Origin of the sequence: Marinobacter lipolyticus (assembly GCF_018424605.1) — a bacterium.
GTDB lineage: Bacteria > Pseudomonadota > Gammaproteobacteria > Pseudomonadales > Oleiphilaceae > Marinobacter > Marinobacter lipolyticus_B.
Map to the genome: position 1 here is coordinate 149,906 of NZ_QTKT01000009.1, position 25,414 is coordinate 175,319.

A 25,414-nucleotide genomic window follows, 5' to 3' on the forward strand; every position below is an offset into this window, starting at 1 on the left:
ATCGCATCTGTCACCAGATTGCCTGCCCGGATATTTTTTATTCGGGGTTCGATGCCCCTTCTCGCAACTCAAAAACGTCTGCCAATATCGTGGTGGCGTATTGTCCCGGCGCCAGCCAGAAATCGATCCGTAATACGTCCGCCTCAAGCCATTGCCAATGCAGCTGCTGTGGTATGGCGACGAGCGGGCGGCGCTCCGGTTTCATCCGGGTTTTCGAGAACAACGCCTCCAGTCCGGGCGCCTGCGCAACCACTTCGCGCTCCAGTGCACCCTGTACGGCCACCGCTTCGGTGCCGCCATCCCCCCACAGAGGACCTGTAACCTGAGGCATCGGCTCCGGGCCGCTCCCCGGCTCACCGTCAAGGAGCTCGCGCCAGTTACCCTCGACGACGCGCAGCCCCAGCACCTCATTGAACAACCAGGAGCGCGCGGCAGAAAAGTACAATACGTTTTTACTGTCCTGACTGCCAGAGCTACGCCGCCCGCGCCCACCCTTTTTGCCGCCTTTGCGACCTGGCCTGTTGAGCGTTGTGGGGTCCAGAGTCAGGGCGCGATCCAGATTGGCGCCATGACGACCAAAGCGCTGCGGGCCAAAGTAGTTCGGAGCGCCGGAGACCGCCAGCTCCGACAGCGCCTGGTCTATGGCTGCGGGCTCGCCGGCCACATCACGCAGAGTAATCTCAAACCGATTGCCCCGATGATCGCCACGGCGGAGCTTGCGCGGTGACCGAATCCAGGCCAGAACCGGCCATCGCTCGCAAACCCGCGCGACAAAGGCCTCATCGCCGGCGTCCATGCCAGGGCGGTAGAGACTGAACCACTGCCGGGTCACGGCGTGGCGGTCTTTCAGCCCGCAAAAGCCCACATCGAAATGACGACAACCGCTCAGCGACGCCAGCTGGCGCGCCACATACTCGGTGTTGTCGCCGCTCTTCTCCAACTGCAGGCAAAGGTGTTCGCCGGCGGACGGCGCATTCGCAGGCTCTTCCTCGTCCGGAAACCCCGCCAGTCCGAGGTCTTCAAAGACTCTGAAGTCCTCCGGCGTTCTTTTCAGCTCCGCCGCTGCAACCCGGCCTCCGCGAGAGGTTGGCCAATCAAGCCGCCAGGTGCCGGATGCCTGCGTCGGATCGCTCACAGGGCCACCGGCTCAAGCAGACAGATAGCCTGGCAGGCGATGCCCTCGCCACGGCCCGTAAAACCCAGACGTTCCGTGGTGGTCGCCTTGACACTGACCCTGCTGGCCGGAACACCAAGATCCTCAGCGATATTGAGTCGCATCGCTTCAACATGGGGGGCCATTTTAGGGGCCTGGGCAACGATGGTGGTGTCGACGTTAACAACGCCGTACCCTTCCTCCTGAATCCGGGCCATTACCCGCCGTAGCAAATCCCGGCTGTCCGCGCCTGCCCATTCCTCGCTGGTATCCGGAAACAGGTGCCCGATATCCCCCAGTGCCAGGGCGCCAAGCAGAGCATCCGCCAACGCGTGCAACAACACATCGCCATCGGAATGGGCTTTTAATCCCTGGTTATGGGGCACACGCACGCCCCCGAGGGTCACAAAATCGCCTTCGCAAAAGGCATGGACATCAAAGCCCTGACCAATACGCATAGGTGCTGTTCCCGAAAAAAAGTGCAGGAAAATTCAGAGTTGGCTGAGGATGAATCCCGCCAGTGCGAGATCCGCAGGCACGGTCACTTTGATGTTGTCGGGCCGCCCCTCTACCAGTAGGGGTATGTTACCTGAAAACTCCACGGCGGAGGATTCATCTGTGACCGGAAGTCCTTCATTCAGCGCTTGCCGCAGTGCGTTTGCCAGAACCGAGTAGCGGAACATCTGGGGCGTCAACGCGCGCCATAGCTGGCGGCGATCCACGGTTTCCACCACGTTCAGGGTACCTGCGGGATCGCTTCGCTTGATGGTATCCGCGATCGGTGCCGCCAGCAGGCCACCGACCTCGTGGTGTTCCAGCCGCGAGATGAGGCGGCCCAGATCATCCGGATGCAGGCACGGACGGGCCGCGTCATGTACCAGGACCCAATCCTCCGGTGCGGCCCGACCGGACAGCGCATCCACTGCCGCCAGAACCGAATCGGCACGCTCTGAGCCACCGCGACAGGCGTGTATGCGGGAGTCCTTGCTGGCCTCGGTGGACGACCACCAGGAGTCCGCCTCATTGAGTGCGACCACACAGCCGGCAAAGGGCGCAGCGCTCAGCGTTCTGGACAGGGTGATGTCGAGGATAAAGCGTTGGTCAATCTTCAGGTATTGCTTGGGGCATTCAGCTTGCATGCGCTGACCGATGCCAGCGGCGGGGACAATCAACCAGAAACGGGGGGGCGCCATTGGAACCGATCAGTTTTCCACGACGAGGAAGAAAGTTTCGTCTTCACGGATCAGACCGAGATTCATCCGAGCACGCTCTTCAACGGCACCCTGTTCGTTGCGCAGGTTGCGGACCTCGGCGTATAGGCGTTCGTTGCGAACCGCCAGCTCGGCATTTTCTTCACGTTGCTCAGCGATGGATTGCTCCAGGGTCCAGACCTGCGCAAAGCTGCCCTCCCCGATCCACAGGCGAACCTGCAGCAGGAGTATCAGCACAGCCATGATGGACCAAAGCAACTTCATTGCTCATTCCGTTTCGTGAAAGCCGAACAAAAAATCAACATCGGATGTTGAGTATAGACGTTAGAGTAGATTAACAACAAATTCTGCTAAATGATTGTGTAAAAAGGCCACCGTGACTGAATTTTCATTCAGAACACGATGGCCTTAACATTTTGTTACCTGGAATCGGGGCTAATGCAGGTAAAAAATGCCGCTGACCGGGTTCAGCCCTGGCCCTTGATTTCAGTCAGCCCGCGGTAAGGCGCCTTACCTTCCAGAGCCTCCTCGATGCGCAGCAGCTGGTTGTACTTGGCCACACGATCAGAGCGGCACAGAGAACCGGTCTTGATCTGACCCGCACAGGTCGCCACGGCCAGGTCAGCAATGGTGGTGTCTTCGGTTTCTCCGGAACGGTGAGAAATCACCGCCGTGAATCCGGCATCCTGGGCCATCTTGATGGCGTCCAGGGTCTCGCTCAGGCTGCCGATCTGGTTGAACTTGATCAGAATGGAGTTGCCAACGCCCTTGTCGATCCCCTGCTTGAGGATCTTGGTATTGGTGACAAACAGGTCGTCACCCACCAGTTGAACCTTGCTACCCAGTTTGTCGGTGAGAATCTTCCAGCCGTCCCAGTCGCTCTCGTCCATGCCGTCTTCGATGGACACAATCGGATAGCGCTCGCACAGGCCGGCCAGGTAGTCAGCGAAACCTGCAGAATCAAAGCTCTTACCTTCACCGGACAGCTGATACTGGCCATCCTTGAAGAACTCGGAGGAGGCACAATCCAGAGCCAGAGTGACATCGCTGCCCAGTTTGTACCCGGCTTTCTCTACGGCTTCCTGAATAACCGCCAGCGCGGCTTCGTTGGACGGCAGGTTGGGAGCAAAACCGCCCTCATCACCCACCGCGGTGTTCAGGCCCTGTGACTTCAACACTTTCTTCAGGCTGTGGAAAATCTCCGCGCCGATGCGCAGGGCTTCGCCAAAGCTTTTTGCAGCCACCGGCTGAACCATGAATTCCTGGATATCGACGTTGTTGTCTGCGTGCTCACCGCCATTCAGGATATTCATCATCGGCACCGGCATGGAGAACTTGCCGGACGTGCCGTTGATGTCGGCAATGTGCTCGTACAATGGCTTGCCCAGAGAGATTGCCGCTGCCTTGGCGGCAGCCAGAGACACCGCAAGAATCGCGTTTGCGCCGAGGTTACCTTTGTTGTCGGTACCGTCCAGCGCCAGCATGGCGTTGTCCAGGCCACGCTGATCCGCGGCGTCTTTGCCGACAAGCGCGTCACAGATCTTGCCATTCACCGCCTCAACGGCCTTGCGAACACCTTTGCCAAGGTAGCGGGACGCATCACCGTCACGAAGTTCCAGCGCTTCGCGGGAGCCGGTGGAAGCACCTGATGGCGCACAGGCGCGGCCCAGCGTGCCGTCCTCAAGAATCACGTCCGCTTCTACGGTGGGGTTACCGCGTGAATCCAGAACCTCACGGGCTTTGATGTTGGCAATCTTGGTCATTCTTCTGGTTCTCCAGGTTTTCAATGTCTTAAAGGTTTTAACTCGTTGATTCGTCCAAAGCAGGTGGGGGATGGCTTTCCGAAACTGTGCGGAGCCATGGATGGCGGAGCCCAAGCGTCACATGGACGTGCCGCAAGGAGCGTGTTTCGGAAAGCCATCCCCCACCTGCTCGTACTCCTGAACAGGACAAAAACGAACACCGCCAATCAGGCGGTGTCGATAGGTTTAAAGCTCTTAACAAGATCATCCACTGCTTTGACCCGCTGGAGGAATGGCTCCAGCTGGCTCAGGCGTAGGGCGCAGGGGCCATCGCATTTGGCCTGATCCGGGTCCGGGTGGGCCTCGAGGAACAGGCCCGCCAGCCCCTGGGACATACCCGCCAGCGCCAGGTCGGTGACCTGGGCGCGTCGGCCGCCGGCAGAATCCGCTCGCCCGCCAGGCATCTGTAGGGAATGAGTCACGTCGAACATCACTGGCACGTTCATCGACTTCATGATGCCGAAGCCGAGCATATCAACCACCAGGTTGTTGTAGCCGAAGCTGCTGCCCCGCTCGCACAGGATGATCTTATCGTTACCAGCCTCTTCGCACTTGGTGATGATGTGCTTCATTTCCTGGGGCGCCAGGAACTGGGCCTTCTTGATGTTAATCACCGCACCGGTTTTGGCCATGGCCACCACCAGATCGGTCTGACGGCTCAGAAACGCCGGCAGCTGGATGATGTCGCACACCTCGGCCGCTGGCGCGGCCTGAGCCGGCTCGTGAACGTCGGAAATAATGGGTACACCGAACTTGCTCTTGATGTCCGCCAGTATCTGTAAGCCTTTTTCCAGACCCGGGCCCCGGAACGAATTCACCGAGGAGCGATTGGCCTTGTCAAAGGAGGCTTTGAACACATACGGAATGCCCAGCTTGCCCGTGGCTTCCACATAGGCCTCGGCCACTTCCATCGCCAGTTCAGGCGATTCAAGAACGTTCATGCCGCCAAACAGCACGAAGGGCTGATCGTTGGCAACGTCTATGCCGGCGACATTGACCGTGCTCTGAGCCATGATCAGAATTCCTTTTTACGGGCCAGCGCTGCCTGGACAAAGCCCTTGAACAGGGGGTGACCGTCACGTGGCGTTGAGGTGAATTCCGGGTGGAACTGGCACGCCACGAACCACGGATGGTCCGGAGCCTCAACCACTTCCACCAGGCGACCGTCGGTGGATCGACCGGAGATCTGCAGGCCAGCTTCTTCCAGGTTCGGCAGGAAGTGGTTATTCACCTCATAACGGTGGCGATGACGCTCACGGATCGTTTTCTTGCCATAACAGTTGGCGATGGTCGAGCCATCTGTCAGTACGCAATCCTGAGCACCCAGACGCATGGTACCGCCCAGATCCGACTCCTCAGTACGCTCTTCTGTGGCACCGCTGGCGTCCAGCCACTCGGTGATCAGACCCACCACAGGCTCCGGCGTATGCTCGCGGAACTCGGTGCTGTGCGCATCTTTCAGGCCGGCCACGTTGCGGGCGTACTCGATAACAGCTACCTGCATACCCAGGCAGATACCCAGGTAAGGCACTTTGTTTTCACGGGCATACTGCACCGTGCGGATCTTGCCTTCCACACCACGCTCACCGAAACCGCCGGGCACCAGGATGGCGTCTGCGCTCTCGAGCGCGCCGGTACCATCACGCTCAATGTCTTCGGAATCGATGTAGTTGATGTTTACCTTGGTGCGGGTCTTGATGCCGGCATGAAGTAACGATTCGATCAGAGACTTGTAGGCCTCCAGCAACTCCATGTACTTACCCACCATCGCGATGGTGACTTCGTTTTCGGGATTCATCAGCGAATCGACCACTTCATCCCACTCGCTCAGATCCGCCGGGCGGGCGTCGAGATTGAAGCGCTCAATGACCAGCTGATCAAGTCCGTATTCATGGAGCATGCGGGGGATGGCGTAGATCGACTTCGCATCCTGCAGAGGGATGACCGCACGCTCTTCCACGTTGGTGAACAGGGCAATCTTGCGACGGGAACTGGCATCCACTTCGTGCTCGGAGCGGCACAGCAGGATGTCCGGCTGCAGACCGATGGACCGCATTTCCTTCACCGAATGCTGGGTCGGCTTGGTCTTGATTTCGCCGGCGGTCGCGATATACGGAACCAGAGTCAGGTGCATGAACAACGCACGCTGGGCACCCACCTCCACCTTCAGCTGACGGCAGGCCTCAAGGAACGGCAGTGATTCGATGTCACCCACTGTACCGCCGATCTCGATCAGCGCAACGTCGGCTCCGGCGGCACCTTCCACCACCCGACGCTTGATCTCGTCAGTGATATGAGGAATCACCTGCACGGTACCACCGAGGTAATCGCCGCGACGCTCCTTGCGGATAACTTCTTCGTACACCCGGCCGGTGGTGAAGTTGTTGCGCTTGCTCATCGGGGTACGAATGAAGCGTTCGTAGTGGCCCAGGTCAAGGTCGGTTTCCGCGCCGTCTTCGGTAACAAAAACTTCACCGTGCTGGAACGGGCTCATGGTGCCGGGGTCCACGTTGATATACGGGTCCAGCTTGAGAATAGTGACCTTCAGGCCGCGTGCCTCGAGGATCGCAGCCAGTGAGGCTGATGCGATACCTTTCCCCAAGGAGGACACGACACCGCCGGTGACGAAAATATAACGCGTCATGCAGATTCCGTGATTTGTCTGGTTCGGTGAAGGAGGGAGATTGTCATCTCAAGATGGGACGCCAGACTACCAGAAAGCCCCCTCTGACTCAATCACATTCCCGCTCCACAACGATGCGCCAGCCAGCGGCCGGGGCCTCCCCACAGTATCTGTCGGAAAGCCACAAATCGCCAACCGCAACCAACTCCCCCTCGCCCTCAGCTCCCTCGAAAACCAGCGGGATACAAGGCCTCTCCCAAGGTGGCACACGCTGCGCCTGCAGCCATTTTTTCAGTGATGTCGACGGCCCGCCCACCCGCGGCCGGATGCGCTCACCCCCCTGCCTCGTAGATATCCGTATTGGCGGCGGCGGGCACTCTGGGGTAGCTGCGGATAACAGCTTCAAACGCCAGTTGCCGATCACCACTGGCGGGCCGGGACGCAGGGGTTGCGGTGCCACCTCGAATCCGCCCCCATCCGGCACCAGATAGATCCAGCCGTGAAAGCGGCGCAGGCAATAGCCATCGCCGCGGAATTCCGGCTCCCGGTCCGGCGCTGCCAGCAGCAGGTCACGGATCACCTGCTCCCAGTTGGCAACGGCGGGAAACGGGAAGCCTCGGCGGGTTATCCACCAGTGCAGCAGGTTCTTCTGTTCGGCATGGCTCAACCCCAGCATCTGGGCAACTCGCAGGCGCCCCTCGCCGCCGGCAACCGACGCGTAATGAATCTGTGCCAGGGATGCGGCCAGCTCTTGCTGTTCCGCGCAGGCGTGGGCGCTGTGGGAGAGGCGTTTGATCAGGGAGGGCCAGCGCGATTTCAGCAGTGGCATAACCGAGTGACGCAGAAAATTCCGGTCGAAGGTCTGGTCGGCGTTACTGGGATCTTCGATCCACCGCAGGTCAGCCTGCTGCGCCCAATCGCAAATCTGTTGCCGACTGAACGCCAGCAATGGCCGGTGCAATTGCCCATGGCCAATCGTGCGGGTGGACGGCATGCCGGCGAGCCCACCGACACCGCTGCCCCGCAACAATCGAAACAGCACGGTTTCGGCCTGGTCGTCGCCATGGTGGGCCATCAACAACAGGTCGTCGGCCTGCAGAACCCGTTCGAACACGCCATAACGGGCGTGGCGGGCCGCTTCTTCCACTCCACCTGCCGGTGAGCCTGTGTGTGCCCCAACGGTCACCCGCTCGACGTACAGGGGCACATTCAAGCTCTCACACAGGTTGCGACAGAAGCGCTCCACATCATCCGCATTGGTCTGTAACTGATGATTGACGTGAATCGCCCGGATAGTGCGATCGGCGCTGCAAAGACGGGATACAACGTGAAGCAGCAAGACAGAATCAAGGCCACCGCTGAGGGCGACCCACACCTGCGTAGCATCCGGGAGGTGCCTGACCGACTCACTCAGGGCCGCCGGCCAGGTGAAGTCCGGGGCGGATTTACCGCCCGGTGTCATATCGTGTCAGCCGCTCATAACGGCGGGACACCAATTCATCGACGGGAAGGCGACTCAACTCTGCGACGCCTTTTTTCAGGGTGTCACGAAGCGATTCGGACATCTTTTCCGGGTTCCGGTGGGCACCACCCAGCGGCTCCCTGATCACGTTGTCCGCCAGCCCCAGGTCTTTCAGGCGATCGGCAGTCACCCCCATGGCTTCGGCAGCCTGGGCAGCGTATTCCGCACTCTTCCACAGAATGGAGGCACAACCCTCGGGAGAAATTACCGCATAGGTCGAGTACTGCAGCATATTCAGTTGGTCACACACGCCAATGGCCAGCGCACCACCGGAACCACCCTCGCCGATGACCGTGGAAATGATAGGGGTTTTGAGGCGCGACATAACCGCCAGATTGAAGGCAATCGCCTCACTTTGACCACGCTCCTCGGCACCAATGCCAGGATACGCACCCGGTGTGTCGATAAACGTCAGGATCGGCATGCGGAAACGTTCAGCCATTTCCATCAGGCGCAGCGCCTTACGATAGCCCTCCGGCCGCGGCATACCGAAGTTGCGCTTGACCTTGTCACGCACTTCCCGGCCTTTCTGGTGGCCGATGACCATGACCGGCTTGTCGTCCAGGCGCGCGGTGCCGCCGACAATCGACAGATCGTCCGCGTAACGGCGATCGCCGTGCAGCTCGTCAAAGTCGTCGAACATCATTTCGATGTAATCAAGTGTGTAAGGACGGCGGGGGTGACGGGCGAGGCGCGCCACATCCCAGGGCTGCAGGTCGGAAAAAATGCTCTCCGTCAGACTGACGCTCTTGTTCTTGAGCCGGTTGATCTCATCGGAGATGTTGATATCGGTGTCGTTACCCACCATGCGAAGCTCTTCGATTTTCGCTTCCAGGTCGGCAATGGGTTGTTCGAAATCCAGATAATTAGGGTTCATGATGTTCCATCATTTGATTGCCAGACGGAAATTTCATCCCGCCAAACCAGAATTTTGGACAAAGATAACAGCGCCCGGACCATGGCTAAAGCGGACATTGGTATGAGACCGCGTTCCGACAAAACGGTAACTTATCAATATGTCAGCTGATGAACCAGACCAAACCTTGCCGGATTACCTCAATCATAGACCAGTTCTACGGCCCGGTCGCCCATCAGGTAGCGAAGTTCCAGTAACAGGTCGTCATCTGGCTGAACTCTCCACCCTTCTCCCAGTTCTATGCGGGTTCTGGCGTCGTTGCTGCTGTACTCAATCCACACCGGGCTGCCTTCGCAACGGAACGGCCTGAGGGTATTGTCCAGTTTGTCGAGCAGGCCGTTCTGCAGCTGATCGGCGTGCAGCGACAGCCGCAGCCCGCGGCTGAACTGCTGGCGTGCGGTGCCCACATCCATCACCGAACTGACCCGCATCTTCATCTGCCCGGAGTAGTCGTCATGGCTGACCTGCCCCTCCACCACGATCACCTGATCCGACTGCAGCAGTTCCCGGTTCTCAAAGAAGGCTTCCGAGAACAGAGTAGCCTCTATGCGGGCACTGCGATCGTCGAGGGTGATAAAACACATGGTCGATCCGGTGCGGGTCTTCATGGTGCGCTGGGCAACCACCAGACCGGCTACCCGCTGGGGCGACTTGTTGGGCTTAAGATCCGCAATGGACGAGCGCACGAAGCGGCGCACTTCACGCTCGTATTCATCGAACGGATGGCCGGTCAGGTAAAGCCCCAGGGTATCCTTCTCACCCTTCAGGCGCTCTTTCTCCGGCCATTCCCTGACGTGGGCCACATCCTCGTAGGGATCGGTGTCGCCACTGGCCTCCAGGGTTTCGCCGAACATGTCCATCATACCCACGGCGTCGTTGCGGGACTGCTGACCCGCCTGCTGAACCGCCTTGTCAATGCTGGCCATCAGTTGCGCACGACCGGCACCCAGCTTGTCCATCGCACCGGAGCGAATCAGCGCTTCCATCGCCCGCTTGTTGACCTTTTTCGGGTCCACCCGGCGGCAGAAATCAAAAATGTCCTGGTAGGGCTCGCCATCGCCCCGCCCTTCCACGATGCTCTGGATCGGACCCTCGCCGAGTCCCTTGATGGCGCCCAGACCATAAACAATCTGGCCTTCGTCATTAACGGTGAAGGTGTATTCGGAACGGCTGACATCCGGCACCAGCAGGTCCAGCTTCATGTTCCGGCACTCTTCCACCAGCGTGACCACTTTGTCGGTATTCTGCATATCCGCAGTCAGTACCGCCGCCATGAATTCCGCCGGAAAATGGGCCTTCAGCCACAGCGTCTGGTAAGACACCAGGGCGTAGGCTGCCGAGTGGGATTTGTTGAAGCCGTAGCCCGCGAACTTTTCCACCAGGTCGAAGATGTTCTCCGCCAGGGTCTTGTTGATGCCATTATTCTCGCAGCCATCCAGAAAGATCTGCTTCTGCTTGGCCATCTCCTCAGGTTTTTTCTTACCCATGGCCCGGCGCAGCATGTCCGCGCCACCGAGGGTGTAGCCCGCCATCACCTGGGCGATCTGCATGACCTGCTCCTGGTACAGGATGACCCCGTAGGTGGGCTCCAGTACCGGCTTCAGGCCTTCGTACTGATAATCCGGATGGGGAAACGACATCGGCTGGCGCCCGTGCTTCCGGTCGATAAAGTCGTCCACCATGCCCGACTGCAGCGGGCCCGGGCGGAACAACGCCACCAGTGCGATCATGTCCTCGAGGGAGTCGGGCTGCAGGCGACGGATCAGATCCTTCATGCCGCGGGATTCCAGCTGGAACACCGCGGTGGTCTCCGCCTTCTTGAGCATGTCGAACGAGGGCACGTCGTCCAGCGGAATCTCATTGATATCCAGCGGTGCCAGGCCGCGCTTCTCACGGCGCGGGTTGATCATCTTCAGGGCCCAGTCGATGATGGTCAGGGTGCGCAGGCCGAGGAAGTCGAATTTCACCAGACCGGCGTCTTCCACGTCGCCCTTGTCGAACTGGGTGACCAGGCTGCCACCCTCATCGTCGCAATACAGCGGCGAGAAATCGGTGATTTTGGTGGGCGCGATCACCACGCCCCCGGCGTGCTTGCCGGCGTTCCGGCACACGCCTTCAAGCTTGAGCGCCATGTCCCAGATTTCCTGGGCTTCTTCATCCTGTTCAAGGAAGTCCGTCAGCTGGGGCTCCTGTTCCAGCGCTTTTTCCAGCGTCATCCCGGGCTCGAAGGGAATCATCTTCGACAGCTTGTCGGCCAGACCATAGGACTTGCCCTGGACCCGTGCCACATCCCGCACAACCGCCTTCGCGGCCATGGTTCCGAAGGTGATGATCTGGGAAACCGCCTCGCGACCGTATTTCTCCGCCACATAAGCGATGACCCGGTCGCGCCCCTCCATGCAGAAGTCAACGTCGAAGTCGGGCATGGAGACCCGCTCCGGGTTCAGGAACCGCTCGAACAGCAGATCGTATTCCAGCGGGTCCAGATCGGTGATCAACTGGGCGTAGGCCACCAGCGAGCCGGCACCGGAACCCCGGCCCGGACCGACCGGGACGCCGTTATTTTTCGCCCACTTGATAAAGTCCATAACGATGAGGAAGTAACCGGGAAACCCCATCTGGATGATGATATCCAGCTCAAAATTGAGGCGCTTGTAATAGGCCTCGCGCTTGGCGTCGTACTCGGGATCGTCCCGGCTCAGGGTTTTCGCCAGGCGCTCTTCCAGCCCCTCTTCGGACACCTTGCGGAAGTACTCGTCCATGGTCATGCCATCGGGGATCGGATAGTTCGGCAGGAAGTATTCTCCCATGCGAACCTTGACCGAGCAGCGACGGGCAATTTCCACGGTATTCTCGATGGCTTCCGGGATATCGCTGAACAGCTCGATCATGTCTTCGGCGCTGCGCAGGTATTGCTGGTCGCTGAAGCGACGATCGCGGCGGGGATCGTCAAGGGTGCGGCTTTCGCCGATACAGACCCGGGCTTCATGGGCCTCGAAGTCGTCTGCCGTCAGGAAGTGCACGTCGTTGGTGGCCACCACCGGAATGTCCAGCTGTTGCGCCAGCTCTACACTCAGGTGCAGGCAGTCTTCGTCACCCGTGCGGCCGGTGCGCTGGAGCTCGAGGTAGTAGCTGTCAGGGTATAGCTCCATCCAGTACCGGGCCCTTTCCCGGGCCAGGTCCGGCTTGCCCGCCAGCAACGCCTTGCCCACATCGCCCATCTTGCCGCCCGACAGGGCGATCAGCCCGCCGGCACGGGCCTCCAGCCAGGCACGCTGAATGATGGGCTTGCCGAAGCGCTGCCCCTCGGTGTAGCCCTGACTGATGATCTCAGTCAGGTGGAGGTAACCGTCGTTGTCACGCGCCAACAGGGTGAGGCGAAACGGGTTCTCCGGTTCTTCCGGGTTGTCCACCCACAGGTCCGCACCGATGATCGGCTTCACCCCCGCACCGGTCGCGGCTTTGTAGAAGCGCACCAGCGAACACATGTTGGACTGTTCGGTCAGCCCGACAGCAGGCATGTTCAGCTCCGCAACCCGGTTGACCAGCGGCTTGACCCGCACCAGTCCATCCACCATGGAGTATTCGGAGTGTACGCGGAGGTGTACAAAGGTTTGCGCCATAACGTCGGGGTATTCCTGCGGTTGAATTCCAGTCACCGTCGGCTTCAGCCGCCGGTCAGAGCTTTAAGTTCTTCTTCAGTCTGCGGCCCGAAGCGGGTTTCGCGCAGCTCGCCGTCCGGGTCGATCACAAACGTGGCCGGCAGAGCAACGGGCGTTTTCCAGCCAAATTCGCTGCCCGGGTCTTCGGCCAGCATGGTGAACTCGATGCCCATGGTGTCGCCCAGATCCGTCAGTTCCTGACCGCGGATGCCGTCGAAATTGACACCAAGCACGGTGATCTGGCTACTCTTATCCACCCGGTTCAGTTCCGGTATCTCTTCCAGGCAGGGTTTGCACCATTCCGCCCAGTAGTTGACCAGTACCCACTGCCCTCGCAGGCTGTCCCAACCCACCGGCTCGCCCTCGGCCTGTTCGAATTCCAGCGTGTCACAGCCCGCCAGCCACCCGAAGGCAAGCACGAGAACGACTTTTGAAAACGGATTCCGGCAACGGAACCTTGCAGGGTACTGCACGGCGAGTCCTCCTGTTAGACTACGGGGCATCCGGAAATCAGGACAGCCACACTCAACTCAGGCCAGAAGATGACAGAACCGACCCGTATTTTCCACAACCCCCGCTGCTCAAAATCCAGACAAACCCTTGAACTGCTTGCTGCGCGTGGTATCGAGCCGGAGATTATACGCTACCTTGAAACCCCGCCAACAGAGCAGGAGCTGCGACAGATCCTGGATGCCCTTGGAATGGCGCCGCGCCAATTGATGCGCAAGGGCGAAAAAGAGTACGCCGAGCAGAATCTCGACAACGAGGCGCTGAGCGACCAGGACCTGATCCGGGCCATGGTGGCGACACCAAAACTTATTGAACGCCCGATCGTGCTCCGCGGCAGCAAGGCGGCGCTCGGGCGCCCCCCGGAAAACGTATTGTCCCTACTCTGATCGGAGCGTGCTGATGTCGTCCGAGACCACCTACGTACTGGTGTTGTATTACAGCCGCAGCGGCCAGACCGCTGAAATGGCCCGCCAGATTGGCCGTGGCGTGGCCAGAATGCCCGGCATGGAGGCCCGTATCCGCACCGTGCCGCCGGTGTCCCCGAATACCGACGCCTCGCTCCCGCCCGTTCCTGACGAGGGCGCGCCCTATGCAAGCAAGGACGACCTGGCTCAATGCGCCGGGCTTGCCATTGGCAGCCCGACTCGCTTCGGCAACATGGCGGCGCCATTGAAACATTTTCTCGACGGAACCGGAGACCTGTGGCTGAGCGGCGCGCTCGCTGGCAAACCGGCCGGCGCATTCACCTCAACCGGCAGCCTTCATGGCGGCCAGGAAACGACACTGCTAACCATGATGATGCCGCTGCTGCACCACGGCATGGTATTGTGCGGCGTTCCCTACTCCGAAGCGGCGCTGAATGAAACATCATCCGGTGGCACACCCTATGGTCCGTCTCACTGGGCGGGTACGGGCGAGCAGCTCCCGCTGACCGAACACGAGAAAGCAATTTGCCAGAGTTTCGGCGAACGGCTGGCGACCCTCGCCCTGAAACTCCGCTAGAACCGCCGTGAAAACTCCATCGATAGCCAACGGAAAGTAGCCATGATCCACAACCCGAAAGCCCGCGTTACCGCCAGACTGACCATTGCGCTTTACATCGCCGTTCTGGCCACGCTGCTGATCACCACGTTCTACCCGGCACCGGTGGAAGGGGTGTCGGTCTCGCTGATGCTGGCGGTCAAATTGTTGCCACTGCTGGCGTTCGCCGTACCGGTATTTCGCGGCCATAACCGGGGCTATATCTGGATGGCCTTTGTGGTGATTTTCTATTTCACTCAGGCGGTGGTATCGACCTGGCTCAGTGAGGGCGCCGTCGCGCCGCTGATTCTCACCACCCTGACGTTCCTGCTGTTTACCGTCGCCATGGTGCACCTGAAAGTAAACCGTCCGGCGGCAACCACGGACGCCTGACCGGAGCCATCATGGGTAATCTTCGCGCACCTGCACCACCACGAAGCACACTCACCCTTCGCGATCTGATCACCGCGCTGGTGACCAGCGGCGAAATTTCCCAGGAGGACGCCGACCGGGTTCTGCAGGCCAATATCGGCACGGACACGCGGCAACGACATCCGCTGGAACTGATCGCACTGGCAGCCCTGAAAAGCCAGAACAGCGGCCGCACGCTGGACCTCGACCGACTCACCCAATGGATGGCGGACTGGGCAGGCCAGCCCTGGTACCACATTGATCCGCTGAAGATTGACACTCCGGCCATCGCCAAGGTGATGTCCTACGCCTTTGCCCAGCGCCACGGCATACTGGCGGTCGAGATCGGTCAGGACGAAGTACTCATCGCCAGCGCAGAGCCCTTCAAGAGCGACTGGGAAAGCAACCTTCGCCAGGCCGTTCGCAAGGACATTCGCCGGGTGGTGGCCAATCCGGAAGACCTGCGCCGCTACACCGTCGAGTTCTACCAGCTGGCAAACTCGGTCAGCAAGGCCAGTGGCCGGCAAGGCGAAGGCTCGGCCGGTAATCAGAATTTTGAACAGTTACTGGATCTTGGGGCCAACGACCATCCGGACGCGAATGACCAGCACGTGGTCAAGATCGTTGACTGGTTACTGCAATATGCCTTTGACCAACGCTCCTCGGACATCCACATCGAGCCCAGGCGCAACGTCACCCAGGTGCGTTTCCGCATTGATGGCGTGCTGCACAACGTATACGAGTTCCCCGAGCAGGTCGGGGTAGCGGTGACCAGCCGATTGAAGATACTCGGGCGGCTGAACGTGGCGGAGAAACGCCGTCCACAGGACGGTCGCATCAAAACCCGCAAGCCCGACAACAGCGAAGTGGAATTGCGCCTGGCGACCATGCCCACCGCGTTTGGCGAAAAAATGGTGATGCGGATTTTCGACCCCGAGGTGCTGCTCAAATCCTATGAGCAACTCGGGTTTTCCCGCGAAGACCGGGAACGCTGGCACGACATCACCGATCGGCCCCACGGCATTGTGCTGGTGACCGGGCCAACGGGGTCGGGTAAAACCACCACGTTGTATTCCACCCTCAAACAGCTGGCGTCTTCCGAGGTGAATATCTGCACCATCGAGGATCCGATCGAAATGGTCGAGCCGGCATTCAATCAGATGCAGGTGCAGAACAACATCGAGCTGACCTTCGCCGCCGGTGTACGGGCCCTGCTGAGACAGGACCCGGACATCATCATGATTGGTGAGATCCGCGATCTGGAAACCGCTGAAATGGCGGTGCAGGCAGCACTGACCGGGCACCTGGTACTCTCGACCCTGCACACCAACGATGCACCCAGCGCCATTACGCGGCTGATGGAGCTTGGCATTCCGCCCTATCTGATCCGGGCAACGGTGCTCGGGGTAATGGCGCAGCGGCTGGCCCGTACCCTGTGCCCTCACTGCAAAGCCCCCGGCCCGGTGGATGAGCAGGCCTGGCAAAGCCTGACCCGCCCCTGGAAAGCGGCAACCCCGGAACAGATCTACCGCCCGGTGGGCTGCCTGGAATGCCGCAATACCGGCTATTACGGCCGCGCGGGTGTTTATGAAATTCTCAAACTCTCCGGCGACCTCAGTGTGCGGATCACCGATCAGTGCGAGCTGGAAGAGCTGCGACTGGAGGCTTACAAAACCGGCATGAAGTCCCTGCGTTTGAGTGGTGCCCAGAAGGTCGCCGCCGGCCAGACCACCATCGAAGAAATCCTGCGGGTGACACCGGAAAGCCAGCGCTGACGGCCGTCACGCTCCGGGCCTCAGACCGCATTGACCGAGCAGACTTTGCCAGCTTTCCGTGTGCTCGGCCATCGCGCGATCGAGTTCCTGCCAGATACTGGCATCGCCATCCTGACGAAGATGCCGCTGGGCCCACCCCCGGAACGTCTCCGGCATGACGCCACTCTGGGCCTCCGCCATTTGCTGGAGCGGCAGGATCAGCGCGTCCTGCCCCCGGCGGACATCGCTCATGTACGGCTGGATACGGTCGATGTACACGCTGAAAAACATGTTGCGAACAATATCGGACTGATTGTTGGGCTTGCCGTCGAAACACAGCGGCCGCTTGCCCAGACGCGTGCGGATAACAGCCGTGGCGTCGTCCAGCCTGGCGATCAGCAAGCTGGCGCTGTTGAGTAACTGCCCCGCGCGGTGCTCCGCCTGCCAGCGCTGATGCACCTCGCCAACGTAGTCCAGCGAGTGGTCCAGCTGCCCTGCCAACAGCGCGGCCAGCGTGTTATTGAGCCGGTCAAGATCCAGCGACAGATCCGACACCGGATTGCCCTCGGGTGACACCGGATAATACCCTTTGGAGAGCGTGAACAGCGCCTCGATCTCTTCGGTTGCCCAGGTGGCGTTCCAGATCGCAACGGGTAAGGACTCACGCTTGCTGGCAATGGCATCCTGAACGCTGGTCTTCAACGACTTGCGGTCAATATCCGGCAGGCAATCCCGGGCGGCATCGATGAACCGCAGTTCGTAGCGCAGACGGTTCAGTGGATCCATGACCCGCCCCATCACCGAATTGCGCTCGCCCACCACATACTGCAACTGGCAGCCGTACAGGGAGAGAAAATCCAGAATATCGATGTCGAGTTCCGGCATGTCGAGCCGTCGGTTGCGCCGCAACGGCATGCGCTGCGGCGCAACCGGATCAGACAGTTCCGCCTCGCCGTCCAGTACTCGCGCAACCCGCTCCACGTATTCATCCATCATGGAATCCGCCTGGGAAAACGGGTTACAGCCCGCCAGCACGAGGGTTGCCAATGAACAAAGTATTAATGGAAAAGGTCGGCGAAAGAACACCCTGCGGCTCCCCTGATTCAGTGAACAGCCGACCCGCGACGGATACCGGGGGTCAGCGCCGCTGCAGCAGTCTGTCCACCTCGGCGAACGTGCGGGCAACCGGCCGCCCGGTCTCCGGAATGACGCCATCCCGGATCAACCATGCCGTGGCCATGCCAGCGCTCTCGGCCGCATCAAGCTCCGCTTCCACATCGGAGAGAAACAGCACCGTGTCGGCCTCCACGCCCAGCTGCTCCAGAATATTGCGGTAAGACTCCGGCTCTTTCTTGCCACCAACCCGGGTATCGAAGTACCCGGAAAAAAACGGCGTCAGATCGCCGGCTTCACTGAAACCAAAAATCAGCTTCTGGGCCTGCACCGATCCGGAAGAGTATACGAACAATCGCAATCCCCGATCATGCCACCGCTGCAGGTATTCAGCCGCATCCTCGTATACGTGGCCACGGAAAGCACCCTGCTGATAGCCCTGGGCCCAGAGCATACCTTGCAGCGCTTTCAGAGGCGTTTCCTTGTGATCGTTCCTGATCCAGCCCTGCAGAACCTCAATCAGGGCTTCAACGTCCTCCCGCGGGACACCGGAGCGCTCCGCTACGGCATCGAGCTGGCTGGCAATGGCCGGGTTGTCCGACTGACCCTCGCGGACGAAAGCCGCGATGTGGTCCGCCGCATAGGGAAACAGCACGTCGTGGACGAAGGAGATAGAGCTGGTCGTGCCCTCAATGTCGGTGAGAATCACCCGGATCATCAGGCCACCCCGGCCAACTGTTCATAGCGGGGCAACTGACGAGCAATATCCTCACCGGTGAAATCCGCAACCCAGCCTTCGGGATTGCTGAACAGACGGATGCAGGTGAACCTGGGCTGCGGGCCCATGTCAAACCAGTGCCGGGTGCCATCGGGTACACTGATAAGGTCGTTCTTCTGGCACAACACCGCGTAGACCTGCTCCTGAAAATGCAGGTAAAACAGGCCCTGGCCACGCACGAAAAAGCGGACTTCATCTTCGCTGTGGACGTGCTCATCCAGGAACTTCTGACGGAACGCGTCTTTCTGTGGGTTGTCCGGGTTCAGGCTGACCACATCGGCGGTCTGGAAGCCGCACTCCGCTTTCAACGCAGCCACTTCCTCCCGATAGGCTTCCAGAATGGCCTCCTGAGAGGCGTCATCAGGAAGATCCCGGGTCTGCCACTGCTCAAAGCGGATCCCTTGCTCGGCCAACAGGCGACGGATTTCAGCGGGGTCTTCCGTCACAGATTGTGGCTGTTCTGGCCGGTTTTGATCAAAGATGCTCAGGGTCGTCATCAACGAAGCCTCATGGTTGCAAGTTCACATTCAAACAGAAATTCAAACGCTTCGACGTGCCTCAGGCAGTCTGCCATGGTCCGCCCCCAGGTATAAAGGCCATGGCCGCGGATAAGATAACCGGGCTGGTCAGGGTGGGCGCGGAACCATTGCCCGGTTCGCTCCGCCAGGTCCGGGATATCCTGGGTGTTGTCGAACACCGGCACCACCAAACTTGTTTCGTGGCTGTCGTGGCCCGGAAACGCTTTTTGCAGCTCGTAACCTTCCAGGGTCAGGAATGGCTCTGTGACCAGCCGGCTCAGAACGGTGGCGTTGACCGAGTGGGTGTGCAGCACGGCACCGACGTCCGGAAAGACGTTATACAGGACCGTGTGGAGCAGGGTTTCTGCGGACGAACGGCACTGACTCTGCTCCGGCTGCCCGGCCAGATCCACAACCATGACATCCCCCGCGCCCAACTCGCCCTTGTGGCGACCGGACACGGTGATGGCGATGTGGTTGTCATCAATGCGAGCAGAATAATTGCTGCTGGTGGCGGGGGACCAACCCCGCCCGTACAGAAAGCGCCCGGCCTCGGCAATGGTTTCGGCCACCTGAGCGTAGCGGGTTACGTCAAACACTGGCAGTCTCCGGTTTCAGCCCGCGCTGCTGCGGCGGGAATGTGCGGCCATTATAAAGCCGGAGGCGACGCCCGCAAACGATCTCGCGCCACCGTTTTACTACCCTTGTACTACCCTGCAGCGGATTTTAACGGCAACGTCCGTTGCCGCTTGCCGGTCAGCGCGAACAAGGCATTGCCCAGTGCCGGCAGAACCGGCGGAACACCGGGCTCACCCACCCCGGTCGGTGGCTCGGTACTGTCGACCACATCGACCTCTACGCTCGGCAACTCGTAGTTGCGCATCAGTGCATAGTCGTGAAAGTTACTCTGCTGAACCGCGCCGTTCTCCAGAGTGATTTCCCCGTGCAGGGCCGCGGTCAGGCCGAAAATGATGCCGCCTTCGATCTGGTCGCGGACGATGGCCGGATTGACCACCTGCCCGCAATCCACGGCGCACCAGACCCGGTGAATACGTATTTCGCCATTTTCGATACTCGCTTCAATCACCTGCGCCACATAAGTACCGAAACTCTGGAACAGAGCCAGGCCGCGGGCCCGCCCGGCGGGCGCACCGGCCCGCCAGTCCGCTATAGCGGCAACCCGATCGAGTACCGCCAGATGCCGGGGCTGGTCCTTGAGCAGGCCCCGCCTGAAATCATAGGGGTCATTCCCGGTTTCATGGGCCAGTTCGTCCATGAAGGTTTCGGCGGCAAAGCCGTTGTGGGAATAGCCCACCGATCGCCACCAGGTAATGGGAACACCCGGATCGGTATGGGTATGTCGAATTTCAACGTTAGCCACTTCATAGGGGTAATCGACGGCGCCCTCGATGGCGGACATATCCTTTGGCGTCGCAATGCCCTCGGCCATCAGGCCGACCCTACCCAGGGTGTCGTAGAGGAACTTCGGAGACCACGGGTATTGCGCCGGCGCTGCATTGCGCACGTACCAGTCCAGAATCTGGGGCCCGACCACCTGATGGTGCCATCCGGTCACCTGATTACCGGAAACGCTCGCTTTCATGCGATGCAGCATGGCCGGACGGAACAGGTCGTGGCGGGTGTCCTCTTCCCGGCTCCAGATCACTTTCACCGGTTGTTTGACCCGGTAGGCCACGGCAGCGGCCTCTTCGATGTAATCCTGGGTCAGCCGGCGGCCGAATCCGCCACCGAGAAAGGTGGTGTTAATGGTCACATCACTCGGGGAAAGGTCGCTGACACGCGCCGCCGCAATACGGCCAAGATCCGGCGCCTGCGTAGGGGCCCAGACTTCCATGGTGTTTCCGCGATACCAGGCCGTCGCGTTCATGGGCTCCAATGTGGCGTGCGCCAGGTAGGGCTGCTCGTAACTGGCTTCCACTACCCGCTCGGCGGATTCCGCCGCGCCGGTAAAACTGCCGTCGTTGCGCTCGCGTTCGCCTGCATCCTCATCCGCTGCACGGTGATAATGCGCAAACACATCATCCGTGGACAGGTCGAGGGCGTCGGTGTTGTCCCATTCCACCTTCAGTTGTTGCTGGGCCTTGCGGGCCTGCCAGTATTTGCTGGCCACAATGGCCACGCCGCGCTCAATCTCGAGCACGTCCAGCACACCGGGCATACCCTCAATGTCGGCGCCATTAAACGATTGCACGCGCCCACCATGGCGCGGCGGACGGGTAACCACCGCGTACACCATGTCCGGCAGCTCTACATCGATACCGTATTCCGCGGTACCGGTGGATTTCGCCTCGGCATCCAGGCGACCACGATCCCTGCCAATGTAGCGCCACTGGCTGGGAGGCTTGAGCGCGACCTCATGCCGCACGACCTCGCCGGATGCCAGCTGCACCAGTTTGCCATAGGCCAGGGCGTCAACGCCGTTGGGATGGCGCACCTGTCCGTCCATTGCGGTACATTCCCGGTGATCTACGCCCCATACCTTCGCCGCAGCCAGAATCAGCATCTCGCGCGCGTGCGCTCCGGCCTGGCGCAATGGCTCCCAGCTGGTGGCCAGGCTGGTACTGCCACCGGTGAGCTGAAGCTTGTAGAGAGGGTTGCGGTACTCCGGGGCCACCGGCGCGAATTTCGGAGTGATGGAGGCCGGCTCCACCTCCAGTTCTTCCGCCACCAGGGTGGTAAGGCCGGTATAGGTTCCCTGCCCCATCTCCACCCGGGCGAGGGTGAAATACACGTTGTTGTCGGTGGTCAGCTCCAGCCATGCGTCCGGCCGCCAGCTGCCCTCTTCTTCCTCATAGCCGGCTCTGACTCCGGCACAACCCGCCAATGAGAGTGCCAGCACGAGGCTGCCGGAGGAGGCGCCGGTGACCTTGAGAAAATCCCTGCGATTCATGGTCATCTCACGCGCCCTTCTGTCCGGAAACTGTGACATCGGTGTCCGCCACCACGGATTCCACTGCCGCAATGATACGGGAATAGGTGCCACACCGGCACAGATTGCCACTCATCGCCGCAACGATCTCATCCCGCGCGGGCGTCGGATTGTAATCAAGTAAATGCGCAGCGCTCATGATCTGTCCCGACTGGCAGTAACCACACTGAGGCACGCCGTGCTCAATCCAGGCCTTCTGCAAAGGGTGCAAGCGGCCCGGGCTGCCCAATCCTTCTATGGTGGTGATCGATTTGCCGCTTGCCATCTCGACGGGGGTGGAACAGGAACGCACCGGCTGCCCCTCCAGATGGACCGTGCAGGCGCCGCACAGGCCGGCGCCACAGCCGAATTTGGTGCCCTTGAGCCCCAGCTCGTCACGGATTACCCACAACAGGGGCGTATCCGGGTCGATTTCCAGGGTCTTGTGCTCACCGTTCACCGTCAGGTTCAGGGCCATTGCTGTTTCCTCTCATGGACTGGAAGGATGCCGTGAACCTCGGGCATCGTCTTGTTATTGTCGTTTTCAGGCGGCACCACCCGGGCTTATTTGACGACTTCGTTGCCTTCTTCATCGACCCAGATCTTACGCTCTCCGTTGTCGAGCTCGCCCTGGCTATCCCATACCTCCCGGTTTTCGGTCGCCTCATCTATTTTTCCGTTGTCGTTCCAGATAACACGGTCCTTGCAGCCGGTAATCGCAAGCGACACAAGGGCGAGCAGACAGAGTTTCCTGAACATAATACCTCCGGGTATCTGGCCCCGCGGGGCCCGTTAAGTCGTCCGAGACGGACGGTATGACCGGACATTCAGCGGCTGCCGTGCACCTCACGGTTGTGCTGCTTGTCCCGATCGCTTTTTCGAACCATGACATAGACGGCACCGGTGCCGCCATGGTGTTTCTGGGCGGAATGAAAGGCAAGCACGCCATCCAGTTCCGGTAACCACTTCGCGAGAAAACTTTTCAGCTGGGCGATGCCGTCAGGGTTACGCTCGCCCTTGCCGTGCAGGATGATGACCGAGCGCAGCCCATAACGAATGCAGTCGTTCACAAAGGCGAAGACTTCACGGCGGGCTTCGTCCACCGTCATTCGATGCAGATCAAGGCGCGCTTCAATGGGGTACTGGCCCAGCCTCAGTTTGCGAAAAACGCCGTGCTGAATACCGGGGCGTTGCCAGCTCAGGATATCGTGGGCCGTCAACGGCTCCACCATGTCCGACGTGAGCGGGTTGGTGTCTTTGACGGGTTGATCAACCGCCGCCCGCTGCCGCTCGAGATGGCCGGGGGTCAGCTCTTTCGGCACTCGGGTCTCGGCCCGATTGGGTTTGCGGATGCGCCGGACGTCCTTCATTTCTTCCAGAAAGCTCAGGCGCTCTTCTTTGGTCGTCATGGTTTTGTCGTTCAGCGTTGGAGTTGAAGAAACTTTACCACCAGCGTGCGATGTCATAAAGGCAACGTGCCCGCCACACCTTCGACGAAAATCGTACAGTTGCACTGGCGCCAACTGGTCTACACTCGGGGCGATAACAAGTAAAACGGACGATACTATGGCTGCCGCCACCCAGGACACCCAGCGCCCCCAGAACACCCGAGCGATTATGACCTTTCTGCGGGAGCATGCGCCTTTCTCGAACATGGACGACGCGCATCTTGCCCACTTTGCCGAGCATGCATCGCTGCGCTTCTTCGCCGATGAAGACGTTGTGCTGTCTCCGGAAGACGGCCCGGTGAGAAGGTTTTACGTGGTCAAGCAGGGGCGGATTCGTGGTGAACGCCACAACGACAAAGATGGCAAGACAGAAACCACCTTTGAAATCAGCCAGGGCGAATGCTTCCCCCTCGCCGCTTTGATCGGTGAGCGCCCCACCCGCACGCTTCATCGCGCCTCCGGCGATACCTTCTGCCTGAGCATTGAGCACGATGCCTTCGTCACGCTGTTTTCTGACAGCGATCCGTTCCGGGATTTCTGCCTGAGGGGTGTCAGTAGCCTGCTTGACCAGGTCAATCAGCGCATCCAGTCCGGCGCCATGGCGTCCATGGGCTCCAGCAACTCACTGGACACGCCGCTGGAACGCTACGCCCTCAGAAATCCGATCGTCTGCTCGCCGGACCTCCCGGTGCGCAAGGCGGTGGCCCGCATGCACGAGAACAATGTGGGCAGCATCATCATCACCGACGACGAACGACATCCCACAGGGATTTTCACGCTGCGGGATCTGCGTACCATGGTGGCGGAAGAAAAGGGGCCGCTGGATACCCCGGTCAGTCAGGTGATGACCAGAGACCCAATCTGTCTTACGGCTCACGCCGACGCCTTCGAAGCCGCGCTGCTGATGGCGGAGCATCATTTTGCTCACCTCTGCGTGATCGATGAGGAGCGCCGCCTCATTGGGGTGGTATCGGAACGGGACCTGTTCGCCCTGCAACGCGTGGATCTGGTGAATCTTGCACGCACCATTGGCACCGCCAGCCATTTGAGGACGCTGGTCAGTCTGCGCTCGGACGTTTCCCGGCTGGTGGATGCCATGCTCGCCCATGGCGCCGATTCCGGGCAGGTCGTGAAAATCATCACCACGCTCAACGACGTCACGGTTCGCCGGGTGCTGGAGCTGAACATCAAGAAAAACGATCCGGGCATCCCCTTCACCTGGCTCACCTTCGGTAGCGAGGGGCGACAGGAGCAGACGCTGCTCACCGATCAGGACAACGGTATCCTGTTCGACACCCCGCAGGGCATGACCGAGGATCAGGTTCGGGAAAAGCTGCTGCCATTCGCCCAGACGGTAAACCAGGAACTGGCCGAGTGTGGTTTCACCCTGTGCAAAGGCAACATCATGGCCAGCAACCCGAAACTGTGCCTGAGCGGAAAGGAATGGGACGACTGGTTTATCCGGTTTATCGATGCATCCACCCCACAGAACCTGGTCTATTCGTCGATTTTTCTGGATATGCGGGCCGTGTTCGGACCGACCAAGCCTCTGGAGGACCTGTTCGACAAAGTACTGACACGCATTCGCAAGAACGCTCTGTTCCAGAAGATGCTCGCCGGCAATGCCATCACCCGCCGACCACCGCTCACCATGTTCCGCAGTTTCCGCTACGCCTCCGATGGCAGGAAGCACACCCTTGACCTGAAACGACAGGGACTTGCACCGTTTGTGGAAGCCGTGCGGGTGTTTGCCCTGGCCAATGGCGTTGAGGAGGCCAACACGCTGGAACGGATGGATCGCCTCGTGGCCAGGGAGGTGTTCGATCCCAAAGACGCCAATGCGTGGAAAGAAGCCTACAGCCTGATTCAGGCCATTCGGATGAGGGCTCACCAGGAAATGCTGGATCGGGGAGAGCCACTATCCAACTACATTAATCCCGATGACCTGAACCCACTGGACCGACGGATTCTGCGCGAGTCTTTCCGCCAGGCACAACGGCTCCAGCAAAAGCTGGAAGTGACCTATCAATTGTGAGCCATGGGC

General features: G+C 60.1%; 24 protein-coding genes. 5 read left to right on the forward strand and 19 right to left on the reverse strand.

From position 1 onward, the window contains the following. Window positions 1-37: 37 nt before the first annotated feature. The 11 genes from truD to DYI22_RS13360 all read right to left on the reverse strand — a co-directional run bounded on the left by truD (window position 38) and on the right by DYI22_RS13360 (window position 13,362). A complete protein-coding gene (truD, locus tag DYI22_RS13310; RefSeq protein ID WP_213478580.1) occupies window positions 38-1,135 on the reverse strand; it encodes a tRNA pseudouridine(13) synthase TruD in 1,098 nt (365 codons plus the stop codon). Next, window positions 1,132-1,611, reverse strand: a complete 480-nt coding sequence (gene ispF / locus DYI22_RS13315; protein ID WP_213478581.1) for a 2-C-methyl-D-erythritol 2,4-cyclodiphosphate synthase — start codon at window positions 1,609-1,611, stop codon at window positions 1,132-1,134. Before ispF ends, truD begins: the two co-directional genes overlap by 4 nt. A gap of 33 nt (window positions 1,612-1,644) precedes the next feature. Next, window positions 1,645-2,346 carry a 2-C-methyl-D-erythritol 4-phosphate cytidylyltransferase gene (ispD, locus tag DYI22_RS13320; RefSeq protein ID WP_213478582.1) on the reverse strand — a complete coding sequence of 234 codons (702 nt, stop codon included), beginning with the start codon at window positions 2,344-2,346 and terminating at the stop codon, window positions 1,645-1,647. A 9-nt stretch (window positions 2,347-2,355) separates the two neighbouring features. Beyond that, entirely contained in the window at window positions 2,356-2,628 is a 273-nt protein-coding gene (locus tag DYI22_RS13325; protein ID WP_213478583.1) for a septum formation initiator family protein, read from the reverse strand. Window positions 2,629-2,831: 203 nt separating this feature from the next. Continuing rightward, entirely contained in the window at window positions 2,832-4,127 is a 1,296-nt protein-coding gene (eno, locus tag DYI22_RS13330) for a phosphopyruvate hydratase (RefSeq protein ID WP_213478584.1), read from the reverse strand. Window positions 4,128-4,333: 206 nt separating this feature from the next. Next, window positions 4,334-5,179: a 3-deoxy-8-phosphooctulonate synthase gene (kdsA, locus tag DYI22_RS13335; protein WP_213478585.1), complete on the reverse strand. Its 846-nt coding sequence runs from the start codon at window positions 5,177-5,179 to the stop codon at window positions 4,334-4,336. A gap of 2 nt (window positions 5,180-5,181) precedes the next feature. Next, entirely contained in the window at window positions 5,182-6,810 is a 1,629-nt protein-coding gene (locus DYI22_RS13340; protein ID WP_213478586.1) for a CTP synthase, read from the reverse strand. A gap of 88 nt (window positions 6,811-6,898) precedes the next feature. Further along, the gene (gene tilS / locus DYI22_RS13345) at window positions 6,899-8,251 is read right to left on the reverse strand and encodes a tRNA lysidine(34) synthetase TilS (RefSeq protein WP_213478587.1); all 1,353 of its coding nucleotides are present in this window, start codon (window positions 8,249-8,251) and stop codon (window positions 6,899-6,901) included. Continuing rightward, window positions 8,235-9,188, reverse strand: coding sequence for an acetyl-CoA carboxylase carboxyl transferase subunit alpha (gene accA, locus DYI22_RS13350; RefSeq protein ID WP_213478588.1), 954 nt, complete (start codon window positions 9,186-9,188; stop codon window positions 8,235-8,237). Before accA ends, tilS begins: the two co-directional genes overlap by 17 nt. Before the next feature lie 179 nt (window positions 9,189-9,367). Beyond that, entirely contained in the window at window positions 9,368-12,850 is a 3,483-nt protein-coding gene (dnaE, locus tag DYI22_RS13355; RefSeq protein WP_213478589.1) for a DNA polymerase III subunit alpha, read from the reverse strand. Window positions 12,851-12,894: 44 nt separating this feature from the next. Further along, entirely contained in the window at window positions 12,895-13,362 is a 468-nt protein-coding gene (locus DYI22_RS13360; RefSeq protein WP_416234601.1) for a TlpA family protein disulfide reductase, read from the reverse strand. Window positions 13,363-13,431: 69 nt separating this feature from the next. Between DYI22_RS13360 and arsC the strand changes: the two genes are divergently transcribed. From arsC to DYI22_RS13380, 4 genes are read left to right on the forward strand one after another with little or no spacing between them, the layout of a single operon-like run. Continuing rightward, entirely contained in the window at window positions 13,432-13,785 is a 354-nt protein-coding gene (gene arsC, locus DYI22_RS13365; RefSeq protein ID WP_213478591.1) for an arsenate reductase (glutaredoxin), read from the forward strand. 13 nt (window positions 13,786-13,798) lie between these two features. After that, on the forward strand, window positions 13,799-14,401 hold the full coding sequence (wrbA, locus tag DYI22_RS13370) for an NAD(P)H:quinone oxidoreductase (RefSeq protein ID WP_213478592.1): 603 nt from the start codon (window positions 13,799-13,801) through the stop codon (window positions 14,399-14,401). Between the two features lie 42 nt (window positions 14,402-14,443). Next, window positions 14,444-14,812 (forward strand): DUF2069 domain-containing protein, encoded by a 369-nt coding sequence (locus DYI22_RS13375; RefSeq protein WP_213478593.1) that lies wholly within the window; start codon window positions 14,444-14,446, stop codon window positions 14,810-14,812. Window positions 14,813-14,823: 11 nt separating this feature from the next. Next, entirely contained in the window at window positions 14,824-16,605 is a 1,782-nt protein-coding gene (locus DYI22_RS13380; RefSeq protein ID WP_213478594.1) for a GspE/PulE family protein, read from the forward strand. Between the two features lie 6 nt (window positions 16,606-16,611). Here the strand turns inward: DYI22_RS13380 and DYI22_RS13385 are convergent, their stop codons facing one another. The 8 genes from DYI22_RS13385 to smrA all read right to left on the reverse strand — a co-directional run bounded on the left by DYI22_RS13385 (window position 16,612) and on the right by smrA (window position 23,331). Then, window positions 16,612-17,580, reverse strand: coding sequence for a DUF3080 domain-containing protein (locus DYI22_RS13385; protein WP_213478595.1), 969 nt, complete (start codon window positions 17,578-17,580; stop codon window positions 16,612-16,614). Between the two features lie 142 nt (window positions 17,581-17,722). Beyond that, on the reverse strand, window positions 17,723-18,415 hold the full coding sequence (gene mtnC / locus DYI22_RS13390) for an acireductone synthase (protein ID WP_213478596.1): 693 nt from the start codon (window positions 18,413-18,415) through the stop codon (window positions 17,723-17,725). Further along, the gene (locus DYI22_RS13395) at window positions 18,415-18,972 is read right to left on the reverse strand and encodes a 1,2-dihydroxy-3-keto-5-methylthiopentene dioxygenase (RefSeq protein WP_213478597.1); all 558 of its coding nucleotides are present in this window, start codon (window positions 18,970-18,972) and stop codon (window positions 18,415-18,417) included. Before DYI22_RS13395 ends, mtnC begins: the two co-directional genes overlap by 1 nt. After that, window positions 18,972-19,592 carry a methylthioribulose 1-phosphate dehydratase gene (locus DYI22_RS13400; RefSeq protein ID WP_213478598.1) on the reverse strand — a complete coding sequence of 207 codons (621 nt, stop codon included), beginning with the start codon at window positions 19,590-19,592 and terminating at the stop codon, window positions 18,972-18,974. The genes DYI22_RS13395 and DYI22_RS13400 overlap by 1 nt, the downstream gene beginning before the upstream one ends. Window positions 19,593-19,702: 110 nt before the next feature. After that, on the reverse strand, window positions 19,703-21,904 hold the full coding sequence (locus DYI22_RS13405; RefSeq protein WP_228301014.1) for a xanthine dehydrogenase family protein molybdopterin-binding subunit: 2,202 nt from the start codon (window positions 21,902-21,904) through the stop codon (window positions 19,703-19,705). A 7-nt stretch (window positions 21,905-21,911) separates the two neighbouring features. Then, window positions 21,912-22,400 carry a (2Fe-2S)-binding protein gene (locus DYI22_RS13410; RefSeq protein ID WP_213478600.1) on the reverse strand — a complete coding sequence of 163 codons (489 nt, stop codon included), beginning with the start codon at window positions 22,398-22,400 and terminating at the stop codon, window positions 21,912-21,914. 86 nt (window positions 22,401-22,486) lie between these two features. Continuing rightward, window positions 22,487-22,681: a hypothetical protein gene (locus DYI22_RS13415; protein WP_213478601.1), complete on the reverse strand. Its 195-nt coding sequence runs from the start codon at window positions 22,679-22,681 to the stop codon at window positions 22,487-22,489. A gap of 68 nt (window positions 22,682-22,749) precedes the next feature. After that, window positions 22,750-23,331: a DNA endonuclease SmrA gene (gene smrA, locus DYI22_RS13420; protein WP_213478602.1), complete on the reverse strand. Its 582-nt coding sequence runs from the start codon at window positions 23,329-23,331 to the stop codon at window positions 22,750-22,752. 157 nt (window positions 23,332-23,488) lie between these two features. On the opposite strand from smrA, the gene DYI22_RS13425 reads away from it, so the two are divergent. Beyond that, complete coding sequence (locus DYI22_RS13425) at window positions 23,489-25,405, forward strand: putative nucleotidyltransferase substrate binding domain-containing protein (RefSeq protein WP_213478603.1); 1,917 nt, start codon at window positions 23,489-23,491, stop codon at window positions 25,403-25,405. Window positions 25,406-25,414 lie beyond the last annotated feature (9 nt).